Origin of the sequence: Collinsella aerofaciens, from assembly GCF_002736145.1 — a bacterium.
In the GTDB taxonomy this organism is placed as follows: Bacteria; Actinomycetota; Coriobacteriia; order Coriobacteriales; family Coriobacteriaceae; genus Collinsella; species Collinsella aerofaciens_A.
In genome coordinates, this window is the sequence record NZ_CP024160.1 from 1799467 (window position 1) to 1818903 (window position 19437).

Here is a 19437-nt window from a genome sequence, read left to right on the forward strand (position 1 = left end):
TGAGAGAGGTGAGCGCATGGCGGATAACGAAGCGCTGTTTACGCCTGAGCTGGTGTTTTTTGATTGGGAGTGTGCAACGCCGGATGAGGTGTTTGCGCGGCTCGAGGGCGAGCTTGCACCACGTGGCTACATTGCGTCCGGTTGGCTCGACGCCGTTCGCACGCGCGAGGATGCCTATCCCACGGGTCTTGCCATGCCGGCGGCAAACATTGCCATTCCGCATACCGATCCGGGGTTTGTGGCCAAGCCCTATATCGCGGTGGTGAAGCCCGCCGCGTCCGTGACATTTAACGCTATGGCTGGCATGGGCGCTCCGGTGCCGGCGCAGATCGTCATCAATCTGGGTATTGCCGAGCCGGGCGGCCAGGTCGAGGCCCTGCAGGCGCTCATGAACATCTTTATGGACGCCGATGCCGCAGCCGACGTGCTCGGCCAGACCACGCCCCAGGGCATGGTCGACGCCATCCGCCGCCACTTCTAAGGTGGGGCTGAGTCGGCACTTGGGGACTGTCCCTAACTGCCGGCTGCCAGAGCTGTCCCCTTTGCACCAAAATGGTGCAGATTAACCTGTCCCCAATGCACCAAGCGTGCCGCGGGGGCTGCGTTGTGACACAATGGCGTTTGTTCGATTCGTTATGCGAAAGGCCAACTATGGCAAATAAGAAAAAGAACTCCGAGGCCGCGCCGACGCCCGAGCAGCAGGCCCGCGCTGCCTCCAGCTCTCGCAAGAAGCAGCGCAAGACGTACGTGTCTAAGACCGTCAAGATCGTTCTGGTGGTCATCGGCGTGCTGGCGATGCTGCTTTCCGTCTCGGCGATGGCGTGCTCCGGCCTTATGTCGCAGGCCGAGGACACCTCGGGCTACAAGCTGACCGGCGGCGTTGCTGCTACTATCAACGGTACCAACCTCACCGAGGACACCGTGACCAAGCAGATCATGAGCATGCGCACGTCCTACGGCTACACCAAGGATGAGGATTGGGCGCAGTATCTGGTTGACAACGACCTCACTCCCAAGAAGTACCGCAAGCAACTCATCGACTCCTACACACAGCAGATTCTGCTTCAACAGGCACAGAAGGAGAACGGCGTGACGGTGTCGGATGAGGAGGTCGAGAAGGCTTGGAAGGACGCGTGCAAGAGCGCGGGCGGTGCCAAGGCCTTTAAGAAGACCCTCAAGACCTACGGCTATACCGAGGACACCTACAAGGACTCGCTCAAGGAGAGTCTGGCGCAGCAGAAACTTAAGGATGCCGTCGCGCCCACGAGCAAGCCCAAGGACAGCGAGATTGTCGATTACATCAACGAAAACCTGTCCAGCTACAATGACGCCCGCCGCTCGTCGAACATCCTGATCAAGGTTGATTCCGACGCTTCCGACGAGGACAAGGCTGCCGCCAAGGCCAAGGCGCAGGAGTGCCTGGACAAGATTAACTCCGGTGAGCTGAGCTTTGAGGACGCCGTTGAGCAGTACTCCGAGGACACCGGTTCCAAGGAGAAGAAGGGCGATGTGGGCTGGGATAAGCTCACCACCTTTGTCGACAGCTACCAGACGGCGCTCGAGGGGCTCAACAAGGGCGATGTGAGCGACGTGGTCGAGTCGACGTACGGTTACCATGTCATCAAATGCACCGACTACTTCCATGTCGATAATCAGGTTGATGACATCAACCAGGTGCCCAAGGCCATCAAGAAGTACGTTTCCAACGTGGTGAAGACGCAGGCGGCCAGCACCGCGTACAGCGAGTGGCTAGAGCAGTACAAGAAGGATGCCGACATCACCGTCAATCCCATGCCCAAAGACGTGCCATACAACGTCAGCCTGAAGGGCGTCACCAAGAGTTCGACCGACGATTCGTCGACGACTGAGTAATCATGGGGCGGTGCTCGCGCGAGTGCCGCCCACGCTATTAGAGAGGATTTGCAGATGACCAACGAAGAGCTGCAGAAGGAAATGATCGCGGCCATGAAGGCCAAGGACAAGGTTCGCCTGTCCATCATTCGCCAGGTCAAGGCCGAGGTGAAGAATATCGAGGTTAACGAGCGCCGCGATGTGACCGAGGAAGACGTCAACAGCATGATCAAGCGTCTGATCAAGCAGACGAGCGAGACGCTGGAGATGTCCATCAAGGCCGGCACCGACCAGGAGCGTACCGACAACCTGACCGAGCAGGTCAAGATTCTGGAGAGCCTGCTGCCCGCGCAGGTTTCGGGCGAGGAGCTCGAGGCCCTGATCGAGCAGGTTATCGCCGAGCTGGGCGCCACGTCCAAGAAGCAGATGGGCCAGGTTATGGGTGCACTCGGCAAGGCCACCGGCGGCAACTTCGATAAGCCGGCCGCGGCAAAGATCGTCGGAGCCAAACTCGCATAGGGGCCTAGCGGTACATAGTTGATGTCGAAGGGGCGTGACCATTGCGGTCGCGCCCCTTTTTGCTAGGCTGGGCACTCATTGGGGACAGACTTAAATGAGTGCCCAATGAGTAGGTACTCATTTAAGTCTGTCCCCAATGAGTGGGCGGAAGGTTGCGGGTTCTTTACGGGAATGTAGTGTGGGCTGCGGAAACGTGGTTCTTTCCGTACAATAGTTCAACTCGTGTAAACGCAGGGAAGGGACATTCATGGCAGACATGATCGAGATCAAGCATCTCAACAAGTACTTTGGCGACCTGCATGTGCTCAAAGATATCAATCTCACCGTCAAGCGCGGCGAGAAGCTCGTAATGATCGGGCCTTCCGGCTCGGGCAAGTCGACACTCATCCGCTGCGTCGATTATCTTGAGGAGCCCACGTCGGGCGAGGTCATCATCGACGGCACACCGCTCACCAAAAAGAATCACCTGGAGATGGCTCGCAAGTATAGCTCCATGGTGTTTCAGCAGTTCAACCTGTATCCCAACATGACGGTGCTGGGCAACCTGACGCTCGCGCCCATCAAGCTGCAAAAGAAGAGCAAGGAGGAGGCGACCGAGATCGCCATCGCCGCGCTCAAGCGCGTCGGCATGGCGCATAAGGCTGGCGAGTATCCGCAGAACCTCTCGGGCGGTCAGCAGCAGCGCATTGCCATCGCTCGTGCCCTGTGCACCAAGCAGCCCATCATCCTGTTTGACGAGCCGACCTCGGCGCTCGACCCCGAGATGGTCCAGGAGGTTCTGGACGTTATGATTGAGCTCGCGCAGGAGGACATCACCATGATCTGCGTGACGCATGAGATGGGCTTTGCGCGCCAGGTGGCCGACCGCGTCATCTTTATGGAGGACGGCCGCATTCTGGAGGAGGGCACGCCCGAGCACTTCTTCGATAACCCCGAGAACCCGCGCTGCCGCGAGTTCCTGTCCAAGATTCTGCACTAGGCGCGGTGATGGACATGACGGATATGACGAGGGCGGCCGTGTCGCGCCGTCACTTTTTGCAGCTGGCTGGCGCCGGCATGCTTGCGCTGACGGGGACCGCGCTTACCGGTTGCGGCAACTCTACCAGCGGCGAGGGCTCCGACAAGGGGTCCAAGCTTGCGGCCATTAAGTCGCGTGGCCATCTGAATGCCGGCGTTAAGAAGGACGTTCCCGGTTACGGCTATTACGACACCGCCAAGGGCCGCTTTGAGGGCATGGAAGTCGATTTGTGCTACCAGATCGCCGCTGCCGTCTTTGGCGTGAGCTACAAGGACGCCCGTGCCCAGGAGCTTGTCGAGTTTACCGACGTAACGCCCAAGACACGCGGCCCGCTGATCGATAACGGCCAACTTGACGTGGTCGCGGCGACCTACACCATCACCGACGAGCGCAAGAAGAGCTGGGATTTCTCGACGCCGTACCGCACCGACTACGTGGGACTCATGGTCAAGAAGCGTTCGGGCTTTACCTCGATTGAGGACCTGGACGGCAAGGTCATTGGCGTGAGCCAGGGTGCTACCACGCAGGGCCTGATCGAGCAGATGATCAAGGACAACGGCTTTAGCTGCAAGCCCGAGTTTAGGGCCTTTAGCGGCTACCCCATCATCAAGAGTTCGCTCGACGCCGGCAATATCGACGTCTTTGCCATGGACCGCTCCACGCTGGCCGGCTACATGAACGAGACCGTTGAGCTGTTGCAGCCCGAGGTCAAGTTTGGCGAGCAGGGCTACGGCGTGGCGACCAAGAAGGGCTGCGACCTTTCGGCTGTGGTCGATCAGGTGATTTGCGATCGCCTGGCCGATGGCTGGCTCGACCAAGAGGTCAAGACCTGGGGTCTTGTATAGGCGCATCGTCCAAGGAAGGAATCAAATGCTCGAAGGATTATTTGACGCCGACCGTTGGTCGACGACATTTCAAAACATGGGGCCCTTCTGGGAGGGCTTTGGCGTGACGCTACAGGTGGTCGTTGCCGGTCTGTTGCTGTCACTGGTGCTGGGTACGCTGCTGGGCGTGTTCTCTACCACTCGTTCGCGCGTACTGCGCGCCATAAGCCGCGTGTACGTGGAGTTTTACCAGAACACCCCGTTGCCCGTGCAGGTGCTCTTTATGTACATGGCCGGTCCGCAGTTTTTGCAGGCCATAACCGGTGCCGACCAGCCGGTGCGCATCGCGCCGTTCGTGCTGGGCTTCTTGGGCGTGGGCCTGTATCACGCGGCCTACATTTCGGAGGTCATCCGCACCGGTATCGAGGCGGTTCCGCGCGGTCAGATGGAGGCGGCCCAGAGCCAGGGCTTCACCCGTGCGCAGGCGTACTGGTACATCGTGCTGCCCCAGACGTTCAAGATCATTCTGCCGCCGCTGTGTAACCAGGCGCTCAACCTGGTCAAGAACACGTCGGTGCTGGCGCTTGTGGCCGGCGGCGACCTTATGTACCGTTCCGACAACTTTGTGAGTCTGTACGGTTATCTGCAGGGATACATCGTCTGCTGCCTTATGTACTTCATCATCTGCTTTCCGCTCGCCATGCTGGCGCAGTGGCTCGAGCGCCGCTCCAAGGAGCGTCCGCGCGGCGTGAGCCTGGCCGAGCTGGGGCTCGACAACGTAGAGGAGGCCTAGCGCATGGAAATCTTCAACGCGACCAACCTGCTCTACATTTGGGGCGGCTTTGTTAAGACCATAGAGATCTCGGCGCTGTCGATCTTTTTCTCGCTCATCTTTGGCACGGTGCTGGCGCTCGTTAAAAGCTATGCGCCCCGCCCGTTCCGTATTTTGGTGAGCGCCTATATCGAGCTGTTCCGTTGCACGCCGAACCTGCTGTGGATTCTGTTTATCTACTTTACGGTGCAGGGTTTGGACATTGTGATTTCGACCATCGCCTTTACGCTGTTTACCAGCGCTGTTATGGCCGAGATTGTGCGCGGAGGCCTCAACTCGATTCCGCGCGGCCAGTTTGAGGCAGCGCAGAGCCAGGGCTTTGGCTTCTTTGCCACCATGCGCTACATCATTCTGCCGCAGACGTTTAAGACGATCATTCCGGCGCTGTTTAGCCAGTGCACGACCGTCATCAAGGACAGCTCGTATCTTTCGGGCATTAACGTGGCCGAGCTCATGTACACGGCAAACGTCGTGATGGCCCACGCGATCGATCTGTCGCAGGTGCTTATGCTCTACGGCCTGGTGTTTGCGATGTACTTTGTGCTCAACTTTGGTATCTCGCTGCTGGTGAGGGCGTATCAACGCCGCATTGTGGCCGCATAGTCCTGCTTCCCCAAGCACGGCACCTTACCCCTCAATCGTCGCTTGCGTACATTTAGTACGCGGCGCTCCTCTTTCGGGGCAATCTGCCGCACTTGGGAAACCAGGACGGTCGTAAGTGACAAAATGGGAATCAGGAATCGCCTATTTCTCATTTGTTAGAAAGGAATCGCGATGAGCGATCTGGAGAATAAGAAGAATCCTGTGGTCATTACCATCGCGCGCGACTTTGGCGCCGAGGGCCACGAGATTGGCCGCATGCTTGCCGACGAGTTGGGGATTCCGCTGTACGATAACGAGCTGCTGGTACGTGCGTCGCTGCGCGCGGGCGAGTCGCTCGATAAGATGGCCGCCTACGACGAGCGTCTGGCTGTGGAGAACATGGCGTTCCTGCCCGACCGCTACGATGCGCGTTCGTACTCGGACAAGTTGTTCCAAAAGATGAGCCAGGTGATTTTGGACCTGGGCGAGACCGAGAGCTGCATTATCGAAGGCCGCCTGTCCGATTACCTGCTGCGTAACAACCCCAACCACATTGCCGTGTTGGTGACCGCACCCTTTGAGGACCGCGTCGAGATCGTGCGCAAGAAGCGCGGCCTTAACAAAAAGAAGGGCGCCAAGCTGGTCAAGCAGCAGCAGAAGGCGCGAGAGGCATTTTACAAGCGCTACAGTGCCGGCAAGTGGAAAATGACGAGCGGTAAAGACATCGTCGTCAACCGCGCCAAGCTGGGCCGCGAGGGCTGCAAAGACGTTATCGCCGCTGCCTACCGCTACAAAGTGGCCCAGCTCGAAGGCTAGCCGATCAAAACCACCACAAAGGGGACAGGCACCTTTGTGGTGGTTTTTGTTTTAGGCCGAGGGGAAGGCCTTGGCGGCAGTGCCTATCCTCGGCTTTTGCAAAATCTCGATCTGTAACACCAAGCCAGCGAAAATGGCTCTAACTGTTACAGATTTAGATGAATCGTTCGGCCGTCAGCCCAACGTCTTGATCTGTAACATCAGGCGGCATATTTGGTCTCTAACTGTTACAGATTGAGATGCAGCGTGGGCGGCCGGCACAATATCTCGATCTGTAACAACTGCAAGGCTCAACGGACTCCAGCTGTTACAGATTGAGACAAAACGACCAGACAAGCCCCAAGCCACCACAAAGGTGCCTGTCCCCATCGTGGTGGTTTGGACGGTCGGCATAGAAAAAGTCCCCGCCGGGCGCGTGCTCGACGGGGACTTTTCCGTTTGGTGGCTAGCGCTGCAGGTGATTACTCGCCCAGCAGGCTCTTGGTGATGGAAGCGGCGGCCTTCTTGCCAGCGCCCATCGCCAGAATGACCGTAGCGGCACCGGTGACGATGTCGCCGCCGGCCCAGATGCGGGGATCGGTGGTCTGGCCGGTCTCCTCGTCGGCGACGATGTAGCCCCACTTGTTGAGCTCCATCTTGCCGCCGATCTTCTTTGCGAAGGGGTTGGCGTTGGTGCCGATAGCCGAGATCGCGACGTCGCAGGGGATCTCCTCGATGGCGCCCTCGATGGGCACCGGGCGACGACGGCCGGACTCGTCGGGCTCGCCGAGCTCCATCTTCTGGACCTTGACGGCGCACACGGAGCCGTCCTCGCCGGCGACAAACTCGAGCGGGGAGACGAGCGGCAGAACCTCGACGCCCTCGGCCTTAGCATGGTGCAGCTCGGCGCGACGGCAAGGCATCTCGTCCTCGGTACGACGGTAGGCGATGATGGCGTGCTCGGCGCCCAGGCGCTTGGCGGTACGGACAGCGTCCATAGCCACGTTGCCGCCACCAAAGACGACGACGTTCTTGCCATGCTTGGTGGGGGTGTCGTACTCGGGGAACTTGTTGGCCTTCATCAGGTTCACGCGGGTGAGGTACTCGTTAGCGAAGAAGACGTTGGGCAGGTTCTCGCCGGGGACGTTGAGGAACTTGGGCAGGCCGGCGCCGGTCGCCACGTAGATGGCGTCGAAGCCCTGCTCGAACAGCTCCTCGGCCGTGGCCATGTTGCCCACGACGGAGTTGTACTCAAACTTGACGCCCATGTCCTCAAGGCCGTCAATCTCGCGCTTGACGACTGCCTTGGGCAGACGGAACTCGGGGATGCCGTAGACCAGCACGCCGCCGCCGGTGAAGAAGGCCTCAAAGACGGTAACGTCAAAGCCGTTACGGGCGAGCTCGCCGGCGCAGGTGATGCCGGACGGGCCGGAGCCGACGACGGCGACCTTCTTGCCGTTCTTGGGGGCCATCTTGGGCGTGGAGGCGAGCTCGGGGCGATCACCCAGGAAGCGCTCGAGCTGGCCGATGGCCACGGGCTCGGACTTCTTACCACGGATGCACTTGCCCTCGCACTGGTTCTCCTGCGGGCAGACGCGACCGCAGATGGCGGGAAGCATGGAGTCCTCGCGGATGGTATCGAGAGCGCCGCCGAAGTCCTTCGCGCGGATCTGCTCGATAAAGCGGGGAATGTTGATGTTGACGGGGCAGCCCTCAACACAGAACGGCTTCTTGCAGTTGAGGCAGCGCTCGGCCTCGGCCAGCGCCATCTCCTCGGTGAAGCCCTTGTCGACGGGGCGGAAGTCGCAGGCGCGCTCGGCAGCCGGCTCCTCGTTATCGGGGGTGCGGGGCGACTTCATATCGGCAACGAAACGACCGTTAACTAGTGGCATGCGCAGCTCTTTTCCTCATAGGCCTTGAGGGACTCGCCCTCTTCGGAACGGTAAGCGGCCTGGCGGGCACGAAGGTCATCCCAGTCGACCAGGGTGGCATCGAAGTCGGGGCCGTCGACGCAAGCGAACTTGGTCACGCCGCCCACCTCGACGCGGCAGCAGCCGCACATGCCGGTGCCGTCAACCATGATGGGGTTGAGGGACGCGGTGATGGGGGTGTCGTACTTCTGGGCGGTGAGGGTCGAGAACTTCATCATCGGAACGGGGCCGACGCAGAAGACCTGGCTCACGGCCTTGTCCTGCAGCAGGCGCTCCAGCGGAGCGGTGACAACGCCCTGCTCGCCGTAGGAGCCGTCATCGGTGGTGATATGGATGTGGTCCTCGTCGAGGAGCTCGCGGAACTGGTCCTCCATGAGCAGGAGGTCCTTGGTGCGGGCGCCCATGATGGCGTGCACCTCGTGACCGGTCTCGACCAGGTGCTTGGCGACCGGGAAGGCAATTGCCAGGCCGACGCCGCCGCCAATGACGGCGCAGGGGCCCTCGGCCATCTCGGTGGGAACGCCCAGCGGGCCCACGACGTCGCGCAGCGACTCGCCGGCCTCGTAGGTGGACAGCATCTCGGTGGTCTTGCCGATCACCATGAAGATGAACTCGACCCAGCCCTCGTCACCGTTCCAGCCGGCCAGGGTAAACGGGACGCGCTCGCCCGTCTCGTTGGCGCGAACCATGAGGAACTGTCCAGCGTGCGCATGTTTGGCGATTGCAGGCGCCTCGATGCGGAACTTGAACACCTTCTCCGAGAACTGCGTCTTCTCCAGGATCTTATACATAGAACCCCTCTCTTGTTAGGGCCGCCGAACCGTGCCTCCACGGAAATGGACGGTAGCCCGAATAAAACCGTACGCGCACAGGCGTTGTGCAGACATACGGTGCAAATTATACCCTCATGGCAATGTCGCTTACGTGTATCTTTGGCAGGCGGGAAAAGGGTTTATCCGGTTTATCCACTTCGACCTGCCAAATAGGGACAGGCTTATTTTGGTCGGTTTTATCAGGCAAAACGGCAAGGGGGGCCGGCCTCAGGTTGTGATGAGGCCGGCCCCCTTTGGGGCTCTATGTGTGTATGGCAGTGCGGGGTTTATTGCGATGCGGCCACCGGGGCGTTTCCGTAGATAAAACCTGCCAAAATAAACCTGTCCCTAAATAGTAGGTTTTAGTGCTTGCCGTTGGCGGAAGCGGCGCCGTTTACGTGATCGCGGGCGTAGATTACGCCGTGGACGATGGCCAGACCGGCGGCATCTGCGGCGCGGGCGCAGGTGTTCTGGAAGTCCTCGGCCTCGCGGGCGCGTAGCTGCTTGAGCACGTAATCTGCCACGGCCGTCTTGCCGGGAGGGTTGCCGATACCGGTGCGGATGCGACTAAAGTCGCGGCTGCCCATCTTGTCGATGATGGAGCGCAGGCCGTTGTGGCCGGCGTGGCCACCGCCCACCTTGACGCGCACGTCGCCGGCGGGAATGTCGAGCTCGTCGTGAATCACGAGCAGCTCCTCGGCCTTGATCTTGTACTCGCGGCAGAGCTTGGAGATGGGGCCGCCCGAGGTGTTCATGTACGACTGCGGCTTGACCAGCACGATCTGGCGCTTGCCACCCTCTTCCTCGGGATCGTTGATGTTGATGAGTGCGACCTCGGCGCCGGCCTGGTTTTTCCAGTACGTGACACCGGCCTGACGGGCCAGCTCATCGATCGCCTTAAAGCCGGCGTTGTGGCGGGTCTCGGCATATTCCTCGCCCGGGTTGCCAAGCCCGGCAACCATGCGAATCTTAAGCGGCTGTGCAGCTGCCATATTTGTCCTTCCGTTACATAAAAAGTTTAATCAACGACAAAGGCTACCACGCCCGCCGAAGGCGAGACTTCGTTTCAGCGAAATCCCACCAGACAAAAGCGCAGCCGCGGCAGAGCGAGCCGTCGGAACAGAAGAAACCCCCGCGCGACCTTTGCGAAGCAAGGGGGAGCGCGGGGGTTTCTTCTGTTCCGACGGCGATGCGCCGGGTTGCAAGGACGATGCGACTACAGCGCGAAGTCGCCGCCGACGAGCGTGGAGACGGGCTCCTCGTGGTAAACGGCGGAGATGGCCTGAGCGAACTCCTCGGCGACCGAGATGGTCTTGATCTTGCCGCCGACCTCGACGGGAATGGCATCGGTGACGACGCACTCGACGATGGGGGCGTCGTTCAGACGCTCGATGGCCGGACCGGAGAAGATGCCGTGGGTGGCGCAGACGTAGATGTCGCCGGCGCCCATAGCCTTGAGCTCCTTGACGTTGGCGCACAGGGTGCCAGCGGTGTCGATCATGTCGTCGTTGATGATGCAGGTCTTGCCCTTGATGTCACCGATGATGCCCATGACCTCGGCGGCGTTGTGGCGCGGACGGCCCTTGTGGGCGATGGCCAGGTCGCAGCCGAGCATGTCGGACAGCTTCTTGGCGGCCTTGGCGCGACCCACGTCGGGGGAGACGACAACCAGGTTGTCGGTGTCGAAGTGCATGTCGTTGTAGTACTGGCCAAACAGCGGCAGTGCGGACAGGTGGTTAACCGGGATATCGAAGAAGCCCTGGATCTGGCCCTGGTGCAGGTCGAGGGTGATGATGCGGTTGACGCCGGCGCGCTCGAGCAGGTTGGCGACGAGGCGGGCGGTGATGGGCTCACGCGGGCCGGCCTTGCGGTCCTGGCGGGCATAGCCGTAGTGGGTGATAACGGCGGTGATGGAGCGGGCGGATGCGCGCTTGGCAGCGTCGGTGGCGATGAGCAGCTCCATGAGCATGTCGTTGACGTTGCCGCCGGCCACGGACTGAATCAGGAAGACGTCGGCGCCGCGGACGGTCTCGTCGTAGCGGGCGTAAATCTCACCATTGGCGAACTGCTTTAGCGTAAGGCCCGAAAGCTCGACCCCAAGGTACTCAGCAATCTTCTGAGCGAGGGGACGGTTGGAGGAACCGGAATACACGCGGATGGACTTGCGCATATTCTCCGACTTCTCGGGATCATTAATCGGCATTACCCTTCTCCTTTATACATCGAATGCCATATAGATGCCTTGTTGCATTGTAACCGCGCGACGGGGTCTATCGAGTCTTGATAACGTCTTTACCGTCAACGGACACGAACCGACCACTCATCCGGTCGCGCAGGTCACGATAGAAAAAGGAGCCGTCCCCATGGGAACAGCTCCTTTCGTGCTTGGTAAAACGTTATACCTCGTCGTCCTCGTGCAGACGGCGGCGATAATCGGCGGCCCAGCCCTCAATATTTACCTGACGGGCGCGGCCCAGACCGAGTGCGTCGGCCGGGACCGGCTCGGTGATGACAGAGCCGGCGGCAACGAGCGCGCCGTCGCCGATCTGAGCGGGCGCGACCATCATGGTGTCGGAGCCGATGAAGGCGTCCTTGCCGATGACGGTCTTGTGCTTGTGCACGCCGTCGTAGTTGCAGGTGATAGAGCCCGCGCCCACGTTGACGCCGGAACCCATGGTGGTGTCGCCGATGTAGGACAGGTGCGGCACCTTGGAGCCCTCGCCGATCGTGGACTTCTTGATCTCCACGTGCGTGCCGGCCTTGGAGCCGTCGAGCATGTGGGTGCCCGGGCGCAGGTAGGCGCGCGGGCCGCAGTCGACGCCGTTCTCGATGACGGCCTCGATGGCGATGGTCTCATCGATGGTGCAGCCGCTGCCGACGGTGGTGTCGGTGAGGCGGCTGTTGGGGCCGAGCTGGCACTCCTCGCCCACGGTGACGTGGCCGATCAGGTGCGTCTGCGGCCACACGACGGTATCGCGGCCGATGGTGGCATCGGGGCCGATCCAGGCCTGCGTGGGGTCGATGAAGGTAACGCCCTCGGCCATCCAGTGCTCGTTGATGCGGTCGCGCGCGATGGCGGTGAGCTGTGCGAGCTGGATGCGGCTGTTGACGCCCAGGCCGTCGCGGTAGTCGTCGCAGTGGAAGATGGAAACAGCCTGGCCGTGGCCTTTGAGGATCTCGAGCATGTCGGGCAGGTAGTACTCGGATTGCGCGTTGTCGTTGCCGATCTCGTTAATGTGGGCGGCGAGCTGCGCGCCGTCAAAGGCGTAGCAGCCGGCGTTGCACTCCAGCAGCGTGGCGGCCTGCTCGGGCGTGCAGTCCTTCTGCTCGATGATGCGCTCGATCTGACCGTCGGCGCCCAGCTTGATGCGGCCGTAGCCGAAAGGATCGGGCGGGGTCATGGTCATGACGGTGCAGGCGAGCTCGCCGGTGGCGACGGTCTGCGCGAACTTGGCGACGGTGTCGGCGGTGATGAGCGGCAGGTCGCCGTTGAGCACCACGACGGGGCCTTGCGTGATGCCACAGGCCTCGAGCGCGACCTTCACGGCGTGACCGGTGCCCAGACGCTCGGTCTGCTCGACGCACTCGACCTTGGTGGCGCTGTTGGCGTAGGCGCCGTCGATGAGGGCGCGCATCTCGTCGGCGTGGCTGCCGATGACAACCACGACGCGGCTGCAGCCGGCCTTGATGGTAGCGTCGACGATCCACTGGACCATGGGCTTACCCAGGATCTTGTGCGAAACCTTGCAGTGGTTCGACTTCATGCGGGTGCCCTCGCCGGCAGCGAGGATAATTGCGGTTGCGTCCATGTGATCTCCTGTTACGTTATAGAGACGTGTGTTTGGAAACGATACACGGCGCAATATGATACCGCAGGCATATGTTGAGCGCGTAACGATTGACGCGTGACGGCCGATGTCGCTGCCGCCGGCGTGGCATTTGCGCTGGTTGTGCATGGCGGCGGCGCTGCGGCGTTGGCGTTTGAGCGAGGGATGGGGGTGCCCGTGGACATCATGCGAGAGGAATCGGGCAACGAGCCCGTCGCGGCATTTTCGATGTCGCATCCGGTGGTGCCGGCGCTCTACATGGTGCTGACGTTGGGGCTCACCATGTTCTCGATGCAGCCGGTGCTGATTGCGCTGTCGCTTGCGGGCGGGCTGGCGTACGGGCTTGCGACGCGCGGCGTCGCGCGCACGTTGGGGGCGCTTCGCTGGCAGCTGCCGGTGATTTTGATCATCGCGGTGCTCAATCCACTGTTTAGCGCCTCGGGCTCGACGGAGCTGTTCCGTATTGGCATGCGCGCGGTGTATCTGGAGAGCATGGTATACGGCCTGTGCATGGGCGGGCTGTTTGTGGCGAGCGTGCTGTGGTTTGAGGCTGCGGCATCGATGCTTGGCTACGACAAGGTGCTTGCGCTTTTGGGTAACGCCGCGCCGGTGATTGCGCTCATGATCTCGATGTGCATGCGGCTTATCCCGCAGTTTTTGCGCCGCGGGCGTACGGTACTGGCGGTGCAGGATGCGATTGATGTGCCTGGTCGCGCGCCCGCCGACCCCGTGCGTTCGCGTTTGCGCGCATCGAGCGTGTTGATGGGCTGGGGCATGGAAGATTCGCTGGAGCGCGCGGACGCCATGCGCTCCCGTGGGTGGGGCGCCGCGACGCGTCGCACGACGTACGCGCGGTATCGGCTGGGGCGCGGCGATGTTGCCGCGCTGGTTGGGCTTGCGCTGTTTGGCGTGGCCACGGCGGCAGCGGCGTGGACCGCGACGACGCAGTATTCGTTTTACCCGCAGCTATCGGCGCCGGCGCCGTGGCCAGGCTATGTTGTATACGCGGCCTGGATGGTGCTGCCCTGCGTGCTGCACGCGATTGACGAGAAGAGGTTTGGCTGATGGCTCGGTTGGATGGCCGCTCGGCGACGGACATAGCGTGCGACTCTGATGCGCCGGCGATTGAGGCGCGAGGCCTGAGCTTTATCTACCCCGGGGCTGAGGCGCCGGTGCTCGACGGTCTTGAATGGTCTGTTCCCCAGGGCGCGTTTGCGCTGCTTGTTGGTGGTACCGGTTCAGGCAAGTCGACGCTGCTCTCGCTGCTCAAACCCGAGATCGCGCCGACGGGTACGCGCTCTGGCGAGCTGCGCGTGCTGGGTGAGTCCATCGCCGACATGGGTGTGCGGGCATCGGCGGAGCGCGTGGGCTACGTGTTTCAAGACCCCGAGAACCAAATCGTGTGCGAGACCGTGTGGCACGAGATGGCGTTTGGCTTGGAAAATCTGGGCATGTCGCGCGACGAGATACACCGTCGCGTTGCCGAGACCAGCTATTTCTTTGGGCTAGAGGATTGGCTCCACCGTGATACCGACACGCTTTCGGGCGGTCGCAAACAGCTGCTGTCGTTGGCGGCCGTTCTGGCGCTGCGCCCGCGCATGTTGCTGCTCGACGAGCCCACGTCTCAGCTTGATCCGGTTGCGGAGAAGAATTTTCTGCACGCGCTGTTTCGCGTGAATCGCGAGTTGGGCTGCACGGTGGTCGTGGCAACGCATCAGCCGCGCCCGATGCTCGAGTATGCGACGTGCGCGTACCGGATTGAAGGCGGGCGCGTGTGCGAGGTGGCTGACATTGCCTCCTTGGGGCATCGTGAAGGGTTGTTTTCTGGCGAGGTGTCGGGGTGGGGCGCCTCGCGGCGTGCAAAAAACGGAGTTTTCATCAGCGTCGGTGGATGCCGAATACTCCCAAAAATGCACGCTGGGTCGGCTACCACCCTGACAGGGGGCTGGTTTCGCTACGATCGGGCGTCCGGTTGGGTGCTGCGCGGACTCGATGCGGCGTTCTCGGCTGGCGCGGTGCATGCGGTTGTTGGCGGTAACGGCTGCGGCAAGTCGACAATGCTTTCGGTGCTGGCCAAGACGGTCAAGTTACAGCGTGGGCATATGGAGCGCGGGGCGGCCTCGGCAGCGCTGCTGCCTCAGAATCCCAAGGCGTTGCTGGTTGCCGAGACGGTGCGCGACGAGCTGATGGAATGGGCTTCGACCTGCGGATATGACGAGGCTGCGGCGCGGGAGCGCGCGGCGAGCCTGGGGCTGTCGGGCTTGGATGGGTGCCACCCGTACGATCTTTCGGGCGGGCAGCGTCAACTGCTTGCGTTGGCAAAGCTGCTGCTGATCGGCCCCGAGCTGCTATTGCTCGATGAGCCCACCAAGGGTCTAGACCTGGCCAGCCGCCGCATCATCGCTCGCGCTCTGCGTGACCATGCGAAGTCTGGCGGCACCGTCATCATGACCACGCACGATCTGGATTTTGCCGAGCAGGTTGCCGATGACATTGCCATGATGTTCGACGGTGAGATTGCCTGCATGGAGCCGCCGGCCGACTTCTTTGCCGACAACGTGTTTTATAGGGCGTAGGTGCATCGACGCCGCCGCGCTTGGGCTTACTGTTTGAGTGCCGTGTACTGCTGAAGGAGCGCCATGAGCCCAACGCGGCTGTTGACCCGCGTCTTTCGAAAGATATTCTCCAGGTGCTTTTTAACGGTGCCGGTGCTGATACAGAGCTCTTCGGCAATGGCCGCGTTGTCCATGCCCGATAGCACACAGCGGCATACGTCGATTTCGCGCGCCGAGACATCGTAGTCATGGGCGAACACCACCTCAGATGAGCTGCGGTCGGCCCGGACGCGCCATTTGGATAGGCGATTGGTAAGGTGGGGCTCGACCAGCTCCAGAATCTGGACTTCGCGGTCGGTGAAGTCGCCTTCCTCTTTTTTGCGATTGAGATTGAGCGATCCCAAAAAGCCCTCATCGTTAAAGAAACTCACGTTGACGACATGACGGCCGCCAAGGTAGTCCTTCATATAGCTACTCTCGATATCGCCGGGGCTGAGCTGGTCGGATTCGCGCAGCACCGTCGAGCGCGTGAGGTTGCGATGCGCGACGATCATATCCTGTTGCCAGTACTCTTCGGTGTAGCGCTCGAGCATCCCGGCGGGGACGTCGATGCCGAGCGGGTCGAGAAAGACGCGCGTCTTCCATTCCTGCGGGGTGGAAACGAGGTCTTTGGAAAGATCGCTCAGGAAAAACGCTGCCGACTCGTAGGGGATAAGAAAACGCAACTTCTTGAGGATGGTCGACCGGAATTCTCGGTCGTTGTCGATGGAATTAATCGAAAGCACAAGATCGTTTAAGCAGAGCCACTCGGAATCGGACAGAAAGCTCAAGATGACCTCCGATGAAATTGCGTAGGGTTTAAGCTGGCGCTTTAGCTATTTAGCGTAGTGATACTACTCCTTTTTTCGCATGATGATAAGCCGGATGCCGAATGGTTTCGGTGAAGGGTCAATCGCAAAATGTGGGCACCGAAGAGCCAGGGCCCGGCTCTCCAAGCTGTCTGAATACTCGACTAACCAAAGGAGTCATCATGGAAGAGAAGCTTCCTTCATGGCGCTGGGCGATCGTTTCGGTCGTTTGCTTGCTGTGCTTTATGGCTAACTACATGCAGTACCAGGTCTCGGCGCTCGCCGTCGAGGTCATGCCGATGCTCAACATCGATACCGTCGGCTTCTCGATGCTGTTCCTCGTCCCCATGCTTACTGCTGTCTTCTTCTCGATTCCGCTGGGCGCCCTCGGTGACCGCATCGGTTCCAAGAAGGTCGTTGCGGTCTGCACCGCAATTTCGGTTGCCGGCGGCTTCCTCCGCTGCTTTACGCTCGACTCGTTCACGATGCAGATGGTGTCGATGTTCCTGATCGGCATGGGCATCTCGGCGCTCAACGCCAACCTCATCAAGGTGCTCGGCACGTGGTTCCGCGAGCAGACCGGCTTTGCCATGGGCTTGTTCTACGCCGCTTCGTGCGTCGCCATCGTCGTCGCCCAGATCTGCGCCGGCATGTTCGGCAGCGTTTTCAACTCCTACATGGTTGCCGCTGTCGCCATGACCATCTCCTGGGTCCTTTGGATCGTACTCGACCGTGACGTGCCCGAGGGTCAGCCGCTTCCCGAGCCCGAGCCCGTGCTCGACTACCTCAAGGTCGCCATCAAGAGCCCCGGCGTGTGGCTGATCTCCATCGGCGTTGGCTTTGGCCTCGCCTCCACCACTGCCTATGCCGGCTTCCTGCCCCAGGCGCTCCAGCTCGGCAAGGGCATCGATGCCGCTACCGCCGGCTTCATGGCCGCCATCGTCACCGTCGGCAGCTTCTTCGGCTGCATCGTGGGACCTGCTTTCTGCGACAAGCTTGGCAAGTTCAAGGGCTTCCTCATCGTCACCACGCTCATCGGCGCTGTCTCGATGTTCGTGACGTGGTACACCCCCGTCGGCTTCCTGCTGTGGGCGATCCTGGTCACCAACGGCTTCTTCACCGCCATCAACGGTCCGATCATGCAGTCCATGCCGGTTCTGCTCCCCGAGATCGGCGACACGTACGCCGGTTCCGCTGGCGGCATCGTTGGCACCATCTCCCTGCTCATGAGCTACTTCCTGCCCATCGGCATCTCCGCTGTCGCCGGCGCCGACTACACCATGAACATGGGCCTCGAGAGCCTCTGCTTCCTGCTTTCCGTGGTGCCGGTCTTCTTCCTGCCCGAGCTCGGCCGCAAGGCTATGCAGGCTGCCGCCGCTAAGGACGGCGAGTAATCATGGAGGCGGTGGTTCCTGCCGACATCGTCATTAAGACGACGGCGCTGTTTACGGCCGAGGAGCTTGAGCCCCATGCGGGATGCGTCGCGGTTCGCGGCAACGAGATCGTCGCCGTGGGCGCACCCGACAAGGTGCAGCCGTTTGTCGGTCCCGATACCGAGGTGATCGATGCGGGCAACAAGCTGGTCATGCCCGGATTCAACGATTCGCACATGCACTTTGCGCTCGGCTCCATCCAGAAAGACGAGGACTTCTGCTGCGATTTGATGTTCTTGCCGAGCGAGCAGGCCTGCGTCGATGCCGTGGCGAAGTTTGCCGCCGAGCACCCCGACAACCCGTGGATCTACGGCCAGGGCTGGTATTCGCCCGCATGGGAGGATCCGACTGATCCCGACTGTCGTAGCCTCGATGCACTCGACATCGATCGCCCGATTGTGCTTTCGGACTTTTCGATGCACGTGGTTTGGTGCAATACCGCCGCGCTCAAAGCGGTCGGCATCGACCGTAACACCCCGACGCCCGAGGGCGGCCTCATCCGCCACTTTGACAACGGCGAGCCCAACGGTTTTCTGTCCGAGCCCCAGGCGACGAACATTCTGCTCGATGTGGTGCTCAACAAGCCGGACCTCGATGCTTCGCTGCTCAAGTCGATGCGCAAGTTTAACAGGCTCGGCATCACTTCGATCGGCGACATGCATCCCCTGGGCGTGACTACGCCCGGCGTGTACGACATTTACGACCGACTGGCAAACGAGGACCTCAGCACGCTGCGCATTAGCTATTACTCTGCGCTCGATGCTCCCATGGCGGAGTCGCAGGCTCTGAGGGCGCGCCATCATGGCGAGCGCGTGCGCATGGCGGGCCTTAAGTACATCCTGGACGGCTGCCCCGAGGCCTATACGGCATACATGCACGAGCCGTATCTCAACGCCCCCATGGGCAAGGGCTTCCGCGGCGAGCCGGCGTGCAACCAAGAGACGCTCGACCGCATGGTGCTCGAGGCCGATAAGAACGGCTTTGACGTTCGCATCCATGCCATTGGCGATGCCTCGGCCACGATGATCATCGATGCCGTCGAGCGCGCCGAGGAGGCGTGCGGCGACAAGGGGACGCGTTTTGCCATCGAGCACACCGACAACCTGCAGTTTGAGGACATTGCGCGTATGAAGCGCCTGGGCATCAACGCCGCGATTCAGCCGCAGCATCCCATTGGAGGCCTTGGGCAGGGCGTGTACGAGGGCTCGCTCGGCGAGGAGCGCATGAGCCATATGTGGCGCTACCGGGAGGAGGCCGACGGCGGAATCCATCTGGGCCTTGGTACCGACTGGCCTGCGGTCATGTCGATCGATCCCATCGACACCGTATATGCCGCGGTGACGCGCAGCGAGTTCGATGGGCATCCGGCGGAAGGCTATTTCCGCGAGAACGCGCTGACGCTTGGCGAGACGCTCCAGGCGCATACGCTCGGCTCCGCCTATGTCGAGGGTTTCGAGCGCCGTCTGGGCAGTCTTGCCGCCGGCAAGCTGGCCGACATCGTTATCCTGTCGGGTAACCCGTTTGAGATGGACCCGATGGCGCTTCGCGAGCTGGAGGTCGAGACGACCATATTCGATGGGCGTATTGTCTATCGCAAGGACGAGGCATAG

At 61.2% G+C, this 19437-nt stretch carries 18 protein-coding genes; 12 read left to right on the forward strand and 6 right to left on the reverse strand.

Going from position 1 to position 19437, the window contains the following annotated elements; all coding sequences use genetic code 11:
* The first annotated feature begins 16 nt into the window (after positions 1-16).
* The 8 genes from CSV91_RS07865 (at position 17) to CSV91_RS07900 (ending at position 6442) form a co-directional block, all read left to right on the forward strand.
* Positions 17-481 (forward strand): PTS sugar transporter subunit IIA, encoded by a 465-nt coding sequence (locus tag CSV91_RS07865; RefSeq protein WP_099432434.1) that lies wholly within the window; start codon positions 17-19, stop codon positions 479-481.
* Positions 482-651: 170 nt separating this feature from the next.
* Positions 652-1872, forward strand: coding sequence for a peptidylprolyl isomerase (locus CSV91_RS07870; RefSeq protein WP_099432435.1), 1221 nt, complete (start codon positions 652-654; stop codon positions 1870-1872).
* Positions 1873-1926: 54 nt separating this feature from the next.
* Positions 1927-2370, forward strand: coding sequence for a GatB/YqeY domain-containing protein (locus CSV91_RS07875; protein WP_006235801.1), 444 nt, complete (start codon positions 1927-1929; stop codon positions 2368-2370).
* A 247-nt stretch (positions 2371-2617) separates the two neighbouring features.
* Positions 2618-3349: an amino acid ABC transporter ATP-binding protein gene (locus CSV91_RS07880; RefSeq protein ID WP_055251548.1), complete on the forward strand. Its 732-nt coding sequence runs from the start codon at positions 2618-2620 to the stop codon at positions 3347-3349.
* 8 nt (positions 3350-3357) lie between these two features.
* On the forward strand, positions 3358-4233 hold the full coding sequence (locus CSV91_RS07885) for a transporter substrate-binding domain-containing protein (RefSeq protein ID WP_099432436.1): 876 nt from the start codon (positions 3358-3360) through the stop codon (positions 4231-4233).
* Between the two features lie 25 nt (positions 4234-4258).
* Complete coding sequence (locus CSV91_RS07890; RefSeq protein ID WP_099432437.1) at positions 4259-5005, forward strand: amino acid ABC transporter permease; 747 nt, start codon at positions 4259-4261, stop codon at positions 5003-5005.
* 3 nt (positions 5006-5008) lie between these two features.
* On the forward strand, positions 5009-5647 hold the full coding sequence (locus tag CSV91_RS07895) for an amino acid ABC transporter permease (RefSeq protein ID WP_055285379.1): 639 nt from the start codon (positions 5009-5011) through the stop codon (positions 5645-5647).
* 171 nt (positions 5648-5818) lie between these two features.
* Entirely contained in the window at positions 5819-6442 is a 624-nt protein-coding gene (locus CSV91_RS07900; RefSeq protein WP_055251542.1) for a cytidylate kinase-like family protein, read from the forward strand.
* A 461-nt stretch (positions 6443-6903) separates the two neighbouring features.
* Here CSV91_RS07900 and gltA read toward each other — a convergent pair whose 3' ends face one another.
* The 5 genes from gltA to glmU form a co-directional block, all read right to left on the reverse strand.
* A complete protein-coding gene (gene gltA / locus CSV91_RS07905; RefSeq protein ID WP_022094914.1) occupies positions 6904-8313 on the reverse strand; it encodes an NADPH-dependent glutamate synthase in 1410 nt (469 codons plus the stop codon).
* Entirely contained in the window at positions 8304-9143 is an 840-nt protein-coding gene (locus tag CSV91_RS07910) for a sulfide/dihydroorotate dehydrogenase-like FAD/NAD-binding protein (protein ID WP_006235793.1), read from the reverse strand. The genes gltA and CSV91_RS07910 overlap by 10 nt, the downstream gene beginning before the upstream one ends.
* 383 nt (positions 9144-9526) lie before the next feature.
* Positions 9527-10156: an aminoacyl-tRNA hydrolase gene (gene pth / locus CSV91_RS07915; protein WP_172622468.1), complete on the reverse strand. Its 630-nt coding sequence runs from the start codon at positions 10154-10156 to the stop codon at positions 9527-9529.
* Positions 10157-10380: 224 nt separating this feature from the next.
* Positions 10381-11367, reverse strand: coding sequence for a ribose-phosphate diphosphokinase (locus CSV91_RS07920; RefSeq protein ID WP_089573682.1), 987 nt, complete (start codon positions 11365-11367; stop codon positions 10381-10383).
* Positions 11368-11560: 193 nt separating this feature from the next.
* On the reverse strand, positions 11561-12973 hold the full coding sequence (gene glmU, locus CSV91_RS07925) for a bifunctional UDP-N-acetylglucosamine diphosphorylase/glucosamine-1-phosphate N-acetyltransferase GlmU (protein WP_099432438.1): 1413 nt from the start codon (positions 12971-12973) through the stop codon (positions 11561-11563).
* Positions 12974-13069: 96 nt separating this feature from the next.
* On the opposite strand from glmU, the gene CSV91_RS07930 reads away from it, so the two are divergent.
* Positions 13070-14056, forward strand: a complete 987-nt coding sequence (locus tag CSV91_RS07930) for an energy-coupling factor transporter transmembrane component T (RefSeq protein WP_232049590.1) — start codon at positions 13070-13072, stop codon at positions 14054-14056.
* Positions 14056-15567, forward strand: a complete 1512-nt coding sequence (locus tag CSV91_RS07935) for an ABC transporter ATP-binding protein (RefSeq protein WP_099432439.1) — start codon at positions 14056-14058, stop codon at positions 15565-15567. The genes CSV91_RS07930 and CSV91_RS07935 overlap by 1 nt, the downstream gene beginning before the upstream one ends.
* Before the next feature lie 26 nt (positions 15568-15593).
* On the opposite strand, the gene CSV91_RS07940 is transcribed toward CSV91_RS07935, so the two are convergent.
* On the reverse strand, positions 15594-16376 hold the full coding sequence (locus tag CSV91_RS07940; protein WP_099432440.1) for a helix-turn-helix transcriptional regulator: 783 nt from the start codon (positions 16374-16376) through the stop codon (positions 15594-15596).
* A 200-nt stretch (positions 16377-16576) separates the two neighbouring features.
* Between CSV91_RS07940 and CSV91_RS07945 the strand changes: the two genes are divergently transcribed.
* The gene (locus tag CSV91_RS07945; RefSeq protein ID WP_157758014.1) at positions 16577-17788 is read left to right on the forward strand and encodes an MFS transporter; all 1212 of its coding nucleotides are present in this window, start codon (positions 16577-16579) and stop codon (positions 17786-17788) included.
* A 2-nt stretch (positions 17789-17790) separates the two neighbouring features.
* Entirely contained in the window at positions 17791-19437 is a 1647-nt protein-coding gene (locus CSV91_RS07950; RefSeq protein ID WP_099432442.1) for an amidohydrolase, read from the forward strand.